The organism is Anaerobacillus sp. 63XJN7_5_ISO-PGPR-S23-430, from assembly GCF_056173695.1.
Window position 1 is genome coordinate 1,668,556 of the sequence record NZ_CM149686.1, and the last position, 15,049, is coordinate 1,683,604.

Annotated in this window: 13 protein-coding genes; 10 read left to right on the plus strand and 3 right to left on the minus strand. The window is 39.3% G+C overall.

Annotation, left to right across the window (positions count from 1 at the left end; genetic code table 11):
- Positions 1–13 precede the first annotated feature (13 nt).
- The 4 genes from AC0VYJ_RS09065 to AC0VYJ_RS09080 all read left to right on the plus strand — a co-directional run bounded on the left by AC0VYJ_RS09065 (position 14) and on the right by AC0VYJ_RS09080 (position 5,247).
- A complete protein-coding gene (locus tag AC0VYJ_RS09065; RefSeq protein WP_430241959.1) occupies positions 14–1,816 on the plus strand; it encodes an ABC transporter ATP-binding protein in 1,803 nt (600 codons plus the stop codon).
- A 274-nt stretch (positions 1,817–2,090) separates the two neighbouring features.
- Positions 2,091–3,425, plus strand: a complete 1,335-nt coding sequence (locus AC0VYJ_RS09070) for a cytochrome ubiquinol oxidase subunit I (RefSeq protein ID WP_194221261.1) — start codon at positions 2,091–2,093, stop codon at positions 3,423–3,425.
- Positions 3,426–3,451: 26 nt separating this feature from the next.
- Positions 3,452–4,477 carry a cytochrome d ubiquinol oxidase subunit II gene (locus AC0VYJ_RS09075; RefSeq protein ID WP_194221262.1) on the plus strand — a complete coding sequence of 342 codons (1,026 nt, stop codon included), beginning with the start codon at positions 3,452–3,454 and terminating at the stop codon, positions 4,475–4,477.
- 104 nt (positions 4,478–4,581) lie between these two features.
- On the plus strand, positions 4,582–5,247 hold the full coding sequence (locus AC0VYJ_RS09080) for a potassium channel family protein (RefSeq protein WP_194221263.1): 666 nt from the start codon (positions 4,582–4,584) through the stop codon (positions 5,245–5,247).
- Positions 5,248–5,298: 51 nt separating this feature from the next.
- On the opposite strand, the gene rnjA is transcribed toward AC0VYJ_RS09080, so the two are convergent.
- A complete protein-coding gene (gene rnjA, locus AC0VYJ_RS09085) occupies positions 5,299–6,966 on the minus strand; it encodes a ribonuclease J1 (RefSeq protein WP_194221264.1) in 1,668 nt (555 codons plus the stop codon).
- 3 nt (positions 6,967–6,969) lie between these two features.
- The gene (locus AC0VYJ_RS09090; RefSeq protein WP_194221265.1) at positions 6,970–7,179 is read right to left on the minus strand and encodes a DNA-dependent RNA polymerase subunit epsilon; all 210 of its coding nucleotides are present in this window, start codon (positions 7,177–7,179) and stop codon (positions 6,970–6,972) included.
- A gap of 430 nt (positions 7,180–7,609) precedes the next feature.
- On the opposite strand from AC0VYJ_RS09090, the gene AC0VYJ_RS09095 reads away from it, so the two are divergent.
- Positions 7,610–8,515, plus strand: a complete 906-nt coding sequence (locus tag AC0VYJ_RS09095) for a DMT family transporter (RefSeq protein WP_475367211.1) — start codon at positions 7,610–7,612, stop codon at positions 8,513–8,515.
- A gap of 57 nt (positions 8,516–8,572) precedes the next feature.
- Complete coding sequence (locus AC0VYJ_RS09100) at positions 8,573–9,349, plus strand: Cof-type HAD-IIB family hydrolase (protein ID WP_475367212.1); 777 nt, start codon at positions 8,573–8,575, stop codon at positions 9,347–9,349.
- A gap of 48 nt (positions 9,350–9,397) precedes the next feature.
- On the opposite strand, the gene def is transcribed toward AC0VYJ_RS09100, so the two are convergent.
- Positions 9,398–9,940 carry a peptide deformylase gene (gene def / locus AC0VYJ_RS09105; RefSeq protein WP_430247063.1) on the minus strand — a complete coding sequence of 181 codons (543 nt, stop codon included), beginning with the start codon at positions 9,938–9,940 and terminating at the stop codon, positions 9,398–9,400.
- A gap of 420 nt (positions 9,941–10,360) precedes the next feature.
- On the opposite strand from def, the gene AC0VYJ_RS09110 reads away from it, so the two are divergent.
- The 4 genes from AC0VYJ_RS09110 (at position 10,361) to AC0VYJ_RS09125 (ending at position 15,046) form a co-directional block, all read left to right on the plus strand.
- Positions 10,361–11,032 carry a YkyA family protein gene (locus AC0VYJ_RS09110; protein ID WP_475367213.1) on the plus strand — a complete coding sequence of 224 codons (672 nt, stop codon included), beginning with the start codon at positions 10,361–10,363 and terminating at the stop codon, positions 11,030–11,032.
- Between the two features lie 537 nt (positions 11,033–11,569).
- Positions 11,570–12,652 carry a pyruvate dehydrogenase (acetyl-transferring) E1 component subunit alpha gene (pdhA, locus tag AC0VYJ_RS09115; RefSeq protein WP_475367214.1) on the plus strand — a complete coding sequence of 361 codons (1,083 nt, stop codon included), beginning with the start codon at positions 11,570–11,572 and terminating at the stop codon, positions 12,650–12,652.
- A gap of 3 nt (positions 12,653–12,655) precedes the next feature.
- Positions 12,656–13,633 (plus strand): alpha-ketoacid dehydrogenase subunit beta, encoded by a 978-nt coding sequence (locus AC0VYJ_RS09120; protein WP_159782242.1) that lies wholly within the window; start codon positions 12,656–12,658, stop codon positions 13,631–13,633.
- A 99-nt stretch (positions 13,634–13,732) separates the two neighbouring features.
- Positions 13,733–15,046 carry a dihydrolipoamide acetyltransferase family protein gene (locus tag AC0VYJ_RS09125; protein ID WP_475367215.1) on the plus strand — a complete coding sequence of 438 codons (1,314 nt, stop codon included), beginning with the start codon at positions 13,733–13,735 and terminating at the stop codon, positions 15,044–15,046.
- Positions 15,047–15,049: the final 3 nt, after the last annotated feature.

The window sequence follows — 15,049 nt, forward strand, 5'->3', positions numbered from 1 at the left end:
ATGGGGTGAAGGATTGAAACAAAATCGTAGAGAAAGGTTCCATTACTCTCAAGATACGGCAATTGAAAAACAATTCAATTGGAAACAAATGTCGCGCTTGCTTGAATACATGGAGCCTTACAAGAAGAGTTTGTTGCCAAAAGCAATCATTTCAATGTTATTAGCAACGGCTGTTAGATTGATCGTACCGATTTTTATTGGGGTATTACTATTTGACCATGCGATCAAAAATCGTGATCAAACATTGCTTATTCAATTAATTATTGGCATAGCTGGATTGTATTTGATTTCTTGGATTGCCAACTCATATCGAATAAAATGGACGAATGAGCTTGGACAATACATTATTTACGACATTAGACAAGGGTTGTTTAAACATATTCAGCGCTTGTCGCATGGATTTTTTGATAAACGATCGGCAGGTTCTATTCTTGTCAGGGTAATTAATGATGTGAACTCCATGCAGGAGTTATTTACGAATGGGGTTATTAATCTCCTCATGGATATTGTTCTATTGTTAGGAATCATTGTCATCATGTTTGTCTTAAGTCCTCAGTTAACACTAGCTATTATGATTATTTTACCGCTCATGTTTCTCATTTCTACGAGCTTGCGAAAACGTATTCGTCGTTCCTGGCAACAAGTTCGTATTAAGCAAGCCAAGCTGAATTCCCATTTGAATGAAAGTATTCAAGGAATTCGAGTGACTCAATCGTATACGCAGGAAAAAGGAAATATGGAATTTTTTCAGGGCGTTAATCATGAAAACTATGCTAGTTGGAAAGACGCGACTCAAAAGAGTGCGATTTTCAGACCTTTTGTTGAAATGTCCAATGCCATTGGTACAGCAATATTAATTTGGTTCGGGGTTTATCTTATTCAAAATGGGATGGACTACGGAGTATTTGTTACATTTGCTTTCTACTTAGGGATGTTCTGGGAACCAATCTCTCGACTTGGTCAAGTGTATAATCAGCTTCTCGTTGCGATGGCTTCGTCTGAGAGAATCTTCGAATTTCTTGATGAACAGCCGAATGTACCAGAAAAGGAAAATGCGAAAGAGCTTAAGGAAATGAAAGGCGAAATCACATTTGAAAATGTTGAATTCTCATATGATGAAAGCCGCAAAGCTCTGCATGAAATGAGCTTAACAATGAAAGCTGGTGACACCGTTGCGCTTGTGGGTCATACTGGATCAGGGAAGTCAACAATCGCTAATCTGATAAGCCGTTTCTATGATCCTACAAGTGGAACAGTTCGGATTGATGGAACGGACCTTAAAGACGTTAAACTCGATAGCTTACGTGAGAAAGTCAGCGTCGTTTTGCAAGATACGTTCATTTTTTCAGGTACAATTATTGAAAACATTCGATTTGGACGTCCGGACGCTAGCGATGAAGAAGTGAAGGAAGCAGCTAAAGCAGTAGGAGCTGATCCTTTTATTCAGCGCTTGAGTGATGGCTATGAAACAGAGGTAGAAGAAAGAGGTAACGTCCTATCAGTAGGTGAAAGACAACTATTATCGTTTGCGAGAGCACTTCTTGCGGACCCTCGAATATTGATTTTAGATGAGGCAACTGCAAGTATAGATACAGAGACAGAGCTGAAAATACAGAAGGCACTAAATGTTGTTTTGGAAGGCAGGACGGCAATCATGATCGCTCACAGGCTTTCAACGATTCGTGAGGCAGATAATATTATTGTTCTCGACCACGGACGCATATTAGAACAAGGAAATCATACTGAGCTTATGCGAAAAGGTGGAACGTATTATGAGCTTGTTAAATCACAATTCAATATGATGGACGCTGTATAGAAAGAAGCCAAGTAGGCTTCTTTTTTTTGTCCATTAATATGAATCAGACATTTCAATGGAGGTAAAACGAAAAAAATACAGAAGTTAATCTAAATGTGAACAGAATATTAACAAGAAAAAAAGTTTCGGAATTATACAGTTTGTGATACTTGTCACAATCTCATGAATGAGCCATAATAAAAGTGTAATTCAGAGGTACAATCGTTTCTATTGTGAATGATAAGGGAAGTTGAGTAACAGATGATAAGAAATTGGTACAAAGGGGATGAACAATTTGGAACTAGATTCAGCGACTCTAAGTCGCCTATTAACAAGTCTAACGTTAGGATTTCATATTATTTTTGCTACGTTAGGTGTTGGTGTCCCATTATTAATTAGCCTTGCTGAATGGATAGGGATTAAACGGAACGATCCTTATTACACATTGCTAGCGCGCCGCTGGGCTAGAGGATTCGTTGTTACCGTTGCTGTTGGTGTTGTAACTGGTACAGCAATAGGGCTCCAACTATCACTTTTATGGCCGAATTTCATGCAGTTAGCAGGGCAGGTCATTAGTTTACCGTTATTCCTTGAAACGTTCGCTTTCTTCTTTGAAGCAATTTTTCTTGGAATTTATCTTTATACGTGGGATCGATTCAAAAAACCGATCTATCACTGGTTTATATCAATTCCGGTTGTAATTGGCTCTACACTGTCTGCTTTCTTTATTTCCACTGTAAATGCTTTTATGAACTCTCCGCAGGGGTTTGATATAGTTGATGGTGTATTAACAAATATTGAACCACTCGCAGCGATGTTCAACCCAGCAACACCAACGAAAGTAGGCCACGTGGTCATGTCGGCATACCTTACTTCTGCTATTGTACTAGCTGCCATAACGGCATTTAAAATGCTTAAGGGTAAGCGTAGTACTTATTATAGGAAAGCTCTAAAGCTTACAATGACCGCAGGATTTATCTTTGCGATTGGGACGGCCGTGATTGGTGACTTTTCTGGTAAATTTTTAGCTGAATATCAACCAAGTAAGCTTGCAGCCGCAGAATGGCACTTTGAAACATCTGAAAATGCAGATCTTGTCGTGGGCGGATTTCTCGATAAAGAAACGGATGAAGTCAAATATGGGTTAGTATTACCAAACTTTTTAAGTATCCTTGCTCATGGTAATCCAAATGCGGAAGTAATGGGACTTGATCAAGTACCTGAAGATGAAGTGCCACCGCTATTTATTCATTACCTTTTTGACGGGATGGTCGGAATCGGAATGTTTCTCGCTGCTTTAACCTTTTTCTACGTGATTGCGCTAAGATTAAAACGATTTAACACGGAAAACAAATGGTTTTTACGGTTAATTGTTTTGGCGGGACCACTCTCAGTCCTTGCGATTGAATTTGGATGGATTTTCTCAGAAGTAGGCCGCCAGCCATGGATCTTATGGGATATTCTCAGAACAGGACAAGCTGCAACAACTGCGGATAGCGTCGGATGGATGTTTATCTTATTCCTTCTTCTTTACATTGTTCTTGGAACGCTTACTGTTACTGTTCTTAAGAAAATGTTCAATACTAATCCAGCTGAGAATGAACTTGAGGAAATCGCTAAATTGAAATAATAGCTTCGATTGAGAGGGGTGAAAATATGGACATTCAATTAGTAGGAATAACGGTACTATGGGTTTTTCTATATGGGTATTTGATCACAGCCTCGATAGATTTCGGGGCAGGATTCTTTGCCTATTATGGAGAACTCTCAGGAAAAGATCATATTATTAATAAAATTATTAGTCGTTATTTATCCCCGGTGTGGGAAGTGACGAATGTGTTCTTTGTTTTCTTTTTTGTTGGCCTAGTAGGCTTTTTCCCTGATACTGCCTATTATTATGGAACAGCTTTGCTTGTTCCAGGTAGTATCGCGATCATACTACTTGCCATTCGAGGCTCATTCTATGCCTTTGGAAATTACGGCGCAAAGAAAAGCAGAGTCTATACTTTTTTATATGGAGTGACAGGATTACTAATTCCAGCTTCTCTGTCCACAGCGTTAACTTTATCAGAAGGTGGATTTATTGAAGAGGTGAACGGTGAAGTTAAGTTTTTGGCAGGGGAATTATTTTCAAGCTTTTACTCCTGGTCAGTCGTGCTCTTAGCGATCGTATCGGTTCTATTTATTAGCGCCGCCTTTCTAACTTATTATGCTAGTCGAGCGAATGATCAACCTGCGCTTGAGCTTTTAAGAAAATATGCACTGTTCTGGAGCGCTCCAACCATTTTATCTAGTATACTTGTGTTCGTAGCTCTTCAGCAGCATAATCCAGTTCACTTTGAGCGAATTCTTGATTATGCCTGGTTCTTTATCGCATCTCTTTTTTGTTTCCTTGTTGCAACATATCTCATTTTCAATCGGAAAAGATATGGTACGGCTTTTATCTTTGTTATGTTGCAATTTTTCTTCGCGTTCTTTGGATACGGTATATCACATCTACCGTGGATTTTGTATGACTATATTACAATCTATTCAGGATATACGAATGAAACGACGGGGATCTACCTAGTCTTCGCTTTTATTGCAGGACTCTTTCTCCTAGTTCCTTCTTTAATATTGCTGATGAGACTCTTTTTATTTGATGCAGAGTATGTCAAAGGGAATAAGAATAATAAGTCTTAGAGAGAATATTGACACTGATGATAAGAGTGGTAGGATAGTATTGATAGTGCGTCAGCATATTTGCTGGCGCGCGTTTCTTTCTGAATGAGTAGGAGGAGTGTGCGTTGAAAAAGCAGTTTGCCGTAATTGGACTCGGCCGTTTTGGAGGAAGCATTTGTAAGTCACTAAGTCAGCAGGGGATGGAAGTCCTCGCAATTGATATGGATGAAGATAAAGTGAATGAATTTTCTTCAGTGGCTACACATGCTGTGATCGCAGATTCAACAGATGAGAGTGTTCTAAAGAACCTCGGTATTCGAAACTTTGATCACGTTATCGTAGCGATCGGGGATAACATTCAATCAAGTATTTTAACAACTTTAATTCTAAAAGAGCTTGGCGTTAGCAAAATTACGGTTAAAGCACAAAATGATTATCACGAGAAGGTTTTGAATAAGATCGGTGCTGATAAGATTGTCCACCCGGAACGTGATATGGGTGTCCGAATTGCACACAGTATGGTCTCAAATAGCGTTTTAGACTATTTAGAGCTATCTGATGAACACAGCATTGTTGAGCTTATTGCTAACTCTAGAATGGATAATAAGACGATTATTGAACTTGATATTCGAGCGAAGTATGGTGCCAATATTGTCGCCATTAAAAAAGGTGATGAGATTATTGTATCTCCTCAAGCTGATCAGAAGATCTCCAAAGGAGACATTCTTATTGTAATAGGATCAGATCAGGACATTAATCGCCTTGAACGCCAAATTTTGAACCGAGATTAGTGAATAACAAAAAAGAGCCTGTCGCTTTTCGCGACAGGCTCTTTTGTATAATTAAATTTCCATAATGATCGGAAGGATCATAGGGCGACGTTTCGTTTTCTCGTATAGGAATGGTGCAAGAGTATCTGTAATTTCATTTTTAATTTCAGACCACTGACTTGTACGCTTTTCCATGACACCATTAAGATGTTTCGATAATAGCTCTTGAGCATCATTAATCAAATCACCAGATTCTCTCATATAAACAAATCCTCGTGAAATGATATCTGGACCTGAAAGAATCTTAAACTCTTTCATGTTAATGGAGACAACGACAATAACTAGACCTTCTTCAGAGAGAATTTTACGGTCTCTAAGAACAATGTTTCCAATATCCCCGATCCCTTTACCATCTACATAAACAGATCCAGATGGAATCTTACCGCTAATTGAAGCTTCATTCTCACTTAGAGCAAGTACTTCACCATTATCCATAATAAAGGAATGGTCTTGTGGAATTCCGCAATCCTGAGCAAGCTTCGTATGCATCTTCAGCATGCGATATTCACCGTGAATTGGCATAAAGAATTTTGGCTTAATGAGACGAAGCATAAGCTTCTGCTCATCTTGGCCACCGTGACCAGATGTATGAATGTCACTTAGTTTATGATGAATCACGTCAGCGCCTGCACGAGAAAGCTGGTTAATGATTCTTGATACACTTACCTGGTTACCAGGGATAGGTGAAGAAGAGAAGACAACTGTATCTCCAGGAATGATTTGAATTTGACGATGCGTTGCATTCGCAATTCGAGATAGAGCAGCCATTGGCTCACCCTGACTTCCTGTACAAAGAATTGTTACTTTGTTCTCAGGTAGTCGATTAATTTGATTGGCATCAATGAACGTATCTTTAGGCGCATTAATATAGCCAAGTTCCTGTCCAATTGTAATGTTGGACTCCATACTACGACCAAATACAGCTACTTTACGTCCATTTTCGACAGCTGCTTCAACCACTTGCTGTAGGCGGTGAATATTGGATGCGAATGTTGCGAAAATAACGCGTCCGTCTACTTTTCTAAAGATATCTTGAATGGTTTCACCAACGCGACGCTCGGACATTGTGAATCCAGGTACTTCACTGTTTGTACTGTCAGAAAGAAGGGCTAGAACGCCTTCTTTACCAATCTCAGCCATCTTTGTTAAGTTAGCTGGTTCACCGACTGGTGTGAAATCAAACTTAAAGTCTCCTGTATGAACAATATTACCTGGAGGTGTCTTAACAACAACCCCAAAGGAATCCGGAATACTGTGTGTTGTTCTAAAGAACATAACAGAAGTCTTTCTAAATTTAATAATATCTTCTTCTGTAATTTCATTTAGGGATGCTCCACGTAGAAGGCCATGCTCTTCAAGCTTATTTCTAATAAATCCTAAAGCGAGCTTTCCTCCATAAATAGGAACATTAATTTCACGAAGTAAGTAGGGGATGCCGCCTATATGATCTTCGTGACCGTGCGTAATAAAAAGACCTTTAATCTTATCCTGGTTTTTTACGAGATAAGAATAATCAGGAATAACGTAGTCAATTCCTAATAATTCTTCCTCAGGGAACTTAATTCCCGCATCAACAAGAATAATTTCGTCTTGAAACTGAATACCGTACATGTTTTTACCGATTTCTCCGAGTCCACCTAAAGCGAAAACGGCGGTTTGATGATTTTTAACAAATTTCATAGTCTATACATTCTCCAATTCAAAGTGCTCTGATTTTTGCTCAAACTCTAAGAAGTCATCTTCCACGGTTTGAATAAATTCGATATTGATATCGCGTTCCTTAAGCTTGTAGCGAACTTCCCGTTCAGAAGTAGCCTCTACGTAAAGGCTCATTGTTCGCTCTCTTACAGGAACCTCCTTTTTAGTGCCTTGATAAAATACCTTATAAATCATTCTAAATCTCTCCTTAACTCAGACAATTTGTGTGCATCTTCGTTTATTATATAGGAAATTGGTTTCTTTTTCATGTTTCTAACCACATTTCCATAAGAAATAGGAGAATTTGCATGAATTTATGTGCAAATTAGGTTAATCAATGGAATATTTCGGTTGTGGAAATAGCACATTTCTCCAGGTTTTAATCAGTTTACGTTTCATTTTACGATACATTATGCTCATCCTTCCTTTTTTTGATAACTAAGCCTAGTATTTATCAACGATGGTTGAATTAATTTGGGAAAAGGTGGATGTCATAACCGAAGACACTTGGTGCCATTTAATGTAACATAAGATAGTGGTATAGCATAAGGGATGATTAGCTTTACGTAAAGCTATAAATATATAGGGCTATTTATACAGGAGTACACATACAAAGGAGGTACCAATGAGACTTTATGCCGCACTTATTTCACTTAGCTTAATATGGGGCATGTCATTCATGTTCATAAAATTAATAGTACCTTTTGTAGGGCCATGGGGAGTAGTGTTTTTTAGATGTTTGCTAGGCGCACTGGCTTTATTCATGTACTTACTGATTAGAAGACGTCTTAAACAAGTGAGGAAGGACCTACCCTGGGTAAGCCTTATCACCATTGGGATAATGAATGCGCTCATTCCCTGGGGAATGATTGCATTAAGCGAAGAGCGAATTACAAGCAGTCTCGCTGCTACACTTAATGCAACGACACCCCTTTTTACAAGCGTGATTGGTGCGCTTTTCTTCGGAAGAATTCTATATCAAAAGCAATGGTCGGGAATCATCGTAGGGTTTATTGGAATTCTCTTTCTCATTGACCTGGATGTTCAAGAATTAGTTCAGGGAGATGTATGGGGGATCTTACCTATGCTCATTGCAACAGGGTGCTATGGCTTTGCTTCTCAATACACGAAAAAGAATTTGAAAGATGTGCCTGTTGATGTTTTGTCATTTATAACCCTTACGATTGGCGCAGTGGGCGGGGGATTATTAATGGTCCTGTTTGGAGACGGGGGCATCGAGTTTACCTTCCTGCTTCAACGTGATATTCTAATATCGCTTATTGGACTAGGTGTGTTTGGCTCAGGTCTCGCTTATTTACTTTTCTATTATATGATTCAGAAGGGGAGTGCAGAGTTTGCCACTCTTGTGACATATCTTGTGCCAGTGACAGCTTTGATTTGGGGTAGTGTTTATTTAAATGAAGTGATTACGTTCCCTATGATTATCGGACTGCTTTGTATTTTTACTGGCGTCTACATGTCGGGTAGGAAAGCAAATCGCGAGGTAAAGTCTATAAAGAAGTCAGCTTGATTACCTGTATAGTTTGGCTAGTGTTTATAGAAAAATTAGTGAAGATAGGTGAAAATAATGCACAATGAGAAAATTGTATTTTTTGATATCGATGGGACCCTTCTTGATCATAATAAACAAATCCCATCTTCAACACGAGAGTCATTAAAAGCTTTAACGGAAAAAGGTGTCCATGTAGCGATTGCTACCGGAAGAGCTCCTTTTATGTTTGCAGATTTAAGAGAGGACCTTGGGATAGATACGTTTATTAGTTTTAATGGTCAGTATGTGAAACATCAAGAAAAGGTTGTTTTAACGAACCCTCTTAGTCGTGACGAAATCACTGTACTTGAAGAAGAAGCAAGGAAAAATGGTCATCCAATGGTCTTTCTCGATCATGAAGCAATGATGAGTAATCACGATGAGCACCCACATATTATAAAGAGTATGGATGATCTTAAGATGCACTATCCTGGATATGATCCTTCTTATTATCATTCAAGAGATATTTACCAGGCGCTATTGTTCTGCGAGAGTAAAGAAGAGGATGGATATCGCGATGCATATGGTAACCTCGATTTTATCCGCTGGCATGATTATTCAATGGATGTGATCCCTCCTGGTGGTTCAAAGGCAAGAGGAATTGAAGCTATGATCGACCATCTAGGTTTTAAACGTGAAAATACGTATGCTTTTGGAGATGCGTTGAACGATTTAGAAATGTTGAGATTTGCAGGAACGGGTATAGCGATGGGAAATGGATATGATGAAGTAAAGGCAGTGGCTGATATAGTGACTGACCCAGTTGACCAAAACGGTATTCAAAAAGGTCTTAAAAAAGTTGGACTACTATAATAGAAAAGGATCGCAATAATTGCGATCCTTTTTTTAATGCTTCTTAAATTAGTTTCCTAATGGAGAAAGTTCACTTGCCTCTTCATTATTAATTCGATCATAAAACATAACCCCATCAAGATGGTCGATTTCATGTTGGACAACAATGGCAGGTAGCCCTTTCAATCTTAGCTTAAGAGGATTTCCTTCAGCGTCCACACCTTTTACGGTAATGCGTGCATAACGCGGTACTGCACCAGGTACTTCACGATCCACAGATAAGCACCCTTCGCCACCATCTAAATAGGTTTTTTCAACTGAATGGCTTAAGATTTTAGGATTCATAATTCCATAGCTGTATAAAGTGCCTCTGTGATCAGACACATGGACAGCAATCATCCGTTTACTAATGCCAATTTGTGGTGCTGCAATACCAATACCTGAGCGCAGTTCATATTCAAGTGCAGTTTCAGGATCCTGACTATTCTTAAGAAACTCAAGCATTTCTCTTAAAGTTTGTTTATCGTCTTCTGATGCAGGAAGATCAACCTCTTTCGCTTCTTTCTCAAGAACTGGATCTCCTTCTCTGCGAATATCTTTCATAGTTAACATATCATCATTCACTCCTATTCAAAAACGGTCATTCTAATATTAAGTATATTCAACTTTATGGAGGGAATAAAGAAATTGCTCTGACTCAAGCAAACTTTTTTGAAAAGTGGTTTTCCTTATTTCATCACCATTAAAATCTTACAATAGTGATAGTTTAGCACAACCCAACATAACTGAAAATCCTTTTAAATTGCATGTCTTACTAACCTTATATAATAAAGATGATGAGCTTAAAAGGAAAGTATAGATGAGCAAGGCTCTAAAATAAAAGTCTAGAACGATTAGTCTATGAATGGGAATGCAATCTGATTATTTTTGGAGGTTATAAAAATGGAGTATTCTATTGAGAACTGTCTTGTGGTATAGTAATCAGTGATGTAAAATCAATTGGTATGAATTGGATATGTGGGGGGACTTTTTTTGCTACGTAAATATCGTTTGGGAATTATTTCTCTTTTTTTCTGTTTTCTTTTAATTGGTTTAGCGGGTTGTCAATTCGGTGGTAGTACAGAAGAAAAAATGTATGATCATTTAGAAGAAGCGGTCGCACTTGAAGATCAGTTTCGGGAACAACAAGAACCGTTAGCTAAAGCAGAAAAAAAGGAACAAGAAATTTATGATGACATTGTTGCACTAAGTATGGATGAGTTCGATGAAGTCGAAAAGCTTTCAAAGCAAGCAGAAGAAAATACGGATAAAAGACTTGAGTACTTAAAAAAGGAAAAAGAAAGTATAGATGAAGCTTACAAAGAATTTGAAGAAATTAAAGATCTAACAGAAGATCTTGAAGATGATGCTGCTAAAAAGGACGCTAAGGCTCTTATTGAGACGATGGATAAGCGATATGAAGCTTATGAAAAGCTCAATAAAGAATATGAAGAAGCAGTGAAACAAGACAAGAAGCTCTACAGTTCACTTCAAGATAAAGAACTTACATTAGAACAGCTTCAGGAACAAATTAAGGTTGTAAATGATCAGTACAGTAAAGTGTCTGAGCATAAGGAAAAGTTCAATAAATATACAACTGAGTTTAATGAAGCGAAAAAAGCGTTTTATCAATCAGCAGAATTAGACGTAAACTATTCAGAATAACCAAAGAACCGCTCAAGTTGAGCGGTTCTTTTTAGATCGTTTTCTTCCATTTTAGCCCGATTTTGATAAAGCGGGTGATAGTCCACCACCAAAGAAAAAAGGTAAAGTGTTAACAAAATGAACGACTTCAAATATGGTGTTCCTAATTATTTACACTAGTACAGTGTGGGATTATGTAATGTAACAGTTTGGTTTTCATCTTTTAACACGCAATAATTAAATCAATTAATTGACTTGAAACTTACTGTATTGTAAACTTAAAAACGAACTTACTCATGAAGAGAAGCACTTCCTTAATCTTACTGATACAGACTATTATTCGCAGTAATACATAGCGCTAGGGATTATTTCTTCAGGATTAAGGGTATGACATTGAGTGTTGTCTTAAGTAATCCAATTTAATGAATGCTATTTGTCATTTAATAACGTTGAAATGGACATGCTAGTTATGTCTGTAAACTGAACGACCCACTCACAATTGCACTATTGCAATTCAATAATCTATCTCTTTATGAATGAAAGGATGAGGTGAAAGGTATGGGAACAAAAACCATCGAAAACATCGAAGGCCAATTCGAAATGTTCCAGATTCTAAATGAAAATGGCGAAATCGTGAACAAAGAAGCAATGCCTGAACTATCAGATGAGCAGCTTCAAGAACTAATGCACCGCATGGTGTACACACGTATTCTTGATCAGCGTTCAATTTCTTTGAACCGTCAAGGACGTCTTGGCTTCTACGCACCAACTGCAGGACAGGAAGCTTCACAACTAGGAAGTCAGTTTGCACTTGATAAAGAGGACTGGATTCTTCCGGGTTACCGTGATGTTCCACAGATCATCTGGCACGGTCTTCCATTATATAAAGCATTCTTATTCTCTCGTGGTCACTTTGTAGGGAACCAGGCTGATGGCCTGAACGTGTTGAGCCCACAAATCATCATCGGTGCTCAAATTACACAAACTGCTGGTGTTGCACTTGGACTTAAGAAAAAAGGCAAGAAAAACGTAGCGATCACTTACACTGGTGACGGTGGTGCTTCACAAGGTGACTTCTATGAAGGAATGAACTTTGCAGGTGCATATGCTGCTCCAGCTATCTTTGTTGTGCAAAACAACCGCTTTGCAATCTCTGTTCCAGTTGAAAAGCAATCTGCAGCGAAAACAATCGCTCAAAAAGCAGTTGCAGCTGGTATCCAGGGTGTTCAAGTAGACGGTATGGACGTTCTTGCTGTTTATAAAGCAGTTACTGACGCTCGTGAGCGCGCAATTAATGGCGAAGGTCCAACTCTAATCGAGACAATGACTTACCGCTATGGTCCACATACAATGGCTGGTGACGATCCAACTCGTTACCGTTCTGAAGATCTAGATAGCGAGTGGGAAAAGAAAGATCCAATCGTTCGTTTCCGCAAGTATCTTGAGAGCAAAAACCTTTGGTCTGAAGAAAAAGAAAACGAAGTAGTCGATAAAGCGAAGGAAGAAATCAAAGCTGCTATTAAAAAAGCAGATGGCACTCCTAAGCAAAAAGTAACGGATCTTATTTCTAACATGTACGAAGAGCTTCCACAGAACCTTCGTGAACAATACGAACAATATAGTGCAAAGGAGTCGAAGTAAGCTATGGCGCAAATGACAATGATTCAAGCAATCACTGATGCGATGCGTACGGAGTTGAAAAATGACGAGAACGTACTCGTATTCGGTGAGGACGTAGGTCAAAACGGCGGCGTTTTCCGTGCGACAGAAGGACTTCAAAAGGAATTTGGCGAAGATCGCGTATTCGATACTCCGCTTGCTGAATCAGGTATCGGTGGTATGTCTATCGGACTTGCACTTACTGGATTCCGTCCAGTCCCAGAAGTTCAGTTCTTTGGATTTGTATACGAAGTAATGGATGCTATTTCCGGTCAAATGGCTCGTCTTCGTTATCGTTCAGGCGGCTCTTTCCACGCGCCGATTACTGTTCGCTCACCATTTGGTGGCGGCGTTAAAACACCAGAACTTCACGCGGATAGCCTTGAAGGTCTAATGGCGCAACAGCCAGGACTAAAAGTCGTTATCCCTTCAAACCCTTATGATGCAAAAGGACTTCTTATCTCTGCGATTCGTGATAACGATCCAGTTATTTTCCTTGAGCACATGAAGCTTTATCGTTCTTTCCGTCAGGAAGTTCCTGAAGAAGAATATACAATTGAAATTGGTAAAGCTGAAGTAAAACGTGAAGGTACTGACATCACAATCGTAACTTACGGTGCGATGGTTCAGGCTTCTCTTAAAGCTGCTGAAGAGCTTGAAAAGAACGACATTAGTGCAGAAGTAATCGACCTTCGTACGGTTAGCCCGCTCGATATCGATACAATTATTGCCTCTGTTGAAAAAACAAACCGTGCAATTGTTGTTCAAGAAGCACAAAAGCAAGCAGGAATTGCAGCTAACGTTGTAGCAGAAATCAACGACCGCGCAATCCTAAGCCTTGAAGCACCAGTTCTTCGCGTAGCTGCACCTGATACTGTATTCGCATTCTCAGCTGCTGAAGATGTATGGCTTCCTGATCACACTGACATCATCGAAAAAGCTACACAAGTAGTTAATTTCTAATTAACATTTTATAAAAAAACATGAAGTGAAGCCGCACTATGCGCTTCGCTTCAGATCTTATATGAGCAAAATTTTTCTACAATTAGGAGGCGAAGTCCCGTGGCATTTCAATTTAAGATGCCGGATATCGGTGAAGGTATCCATGAAGGCGAAATCGTAAAATGGTTTGTTAAATCCGGAGATGAAGTAAAAGAAGACGATATTCTTGCAGAAGTACAAAACGACAAAGCTGTTGTTGAAATCCCTTCTCCAGTAGACGGAACAGTTAAAGAAGTTCACGCTGAAGAAGGTGCAACTGTTATTGTTGGAGATGTAGTCATCACTTTCGACGCAGAAGGTTATGAAGATGCAGAAGAAGAACCAACAGCTGAACAGCCACAAGCTGAAGAAGAAGCTCCTAAAGCAGAAGCTAAATCAGAAGCGAAAGAAGACAGCGCTGGATCAAAACCACTTCCTGAAGATGACGAAGAAACAGATCCTACTAAGCGAGTTATCGCTATGCCAGCAGTACGTAAGTATGCTCGTGAAAACGGCGTAAGCATCTCGAAAGTATCTGGTTCTGGTAAGAATGGTCGCGTTGTGAAAGAAGATATCGACACTCACTTGAATGGTGGAGGCGAAACAGCTTCTGAAGCTCCAGCAGCGACAGAAGAAAAAGCTGAAGCGAAGCAAGAAGCTTCTACTACATCAGCACAGCCACAAGCATCTGCACAACCAGAAACTCGTGAGAAGATGAAAGGTATGCGTAAAGCAATTGCAAAAGCAATGGTTAACTCGAAGCATACTGCTCCACACGTAACTCACATGGATGAAATTGTTGTAACAGATCTTGTTGCTCACCGTAAGAAGTTCAAACAATATGCTGCAGACAAAGATGTGAAGCTAACTTACCTTCCATACGTTGTAAAAGCACTTGTTTCTGCACTTCGCGAATTCCCAATGTTGAATGCATCTATTGATGATTCTACTGACGAAATCGTACACAAGCATTACTACAACATCGGTATCGCTGCTAACACTGACGCTGGACTAGTTGTTCCAGTTGTGAAAGAAGCAGACCGTAAGCCACTTCTTAATGTTTCATCTGAAATTAATGAGTTGGCTAAAAAAGCTCGCGATGGTAAACTATCAGGGGACGATATGAAAGGTAGCACATGTACTATTTCTAACCTGGGTTCTGCTGGTGGTCAATGGTTTACACCAATCATCAATAACCCGGATGCTGCTATTCTTGGTATTGGTCGTATTGAGGAGAAGCCAGTTGTTATCGACGGAGAAATCGTTGCAGCACCTGTTCTTGCTCTATCGATCAGCTACGACCACAGACTTATTGATGGCGTAACAGCACAACTTGCTCTTAACCACATCAAGCGTCTGTTGAACGATCCACAACTCTTAATGATGGAGGCGTAATAA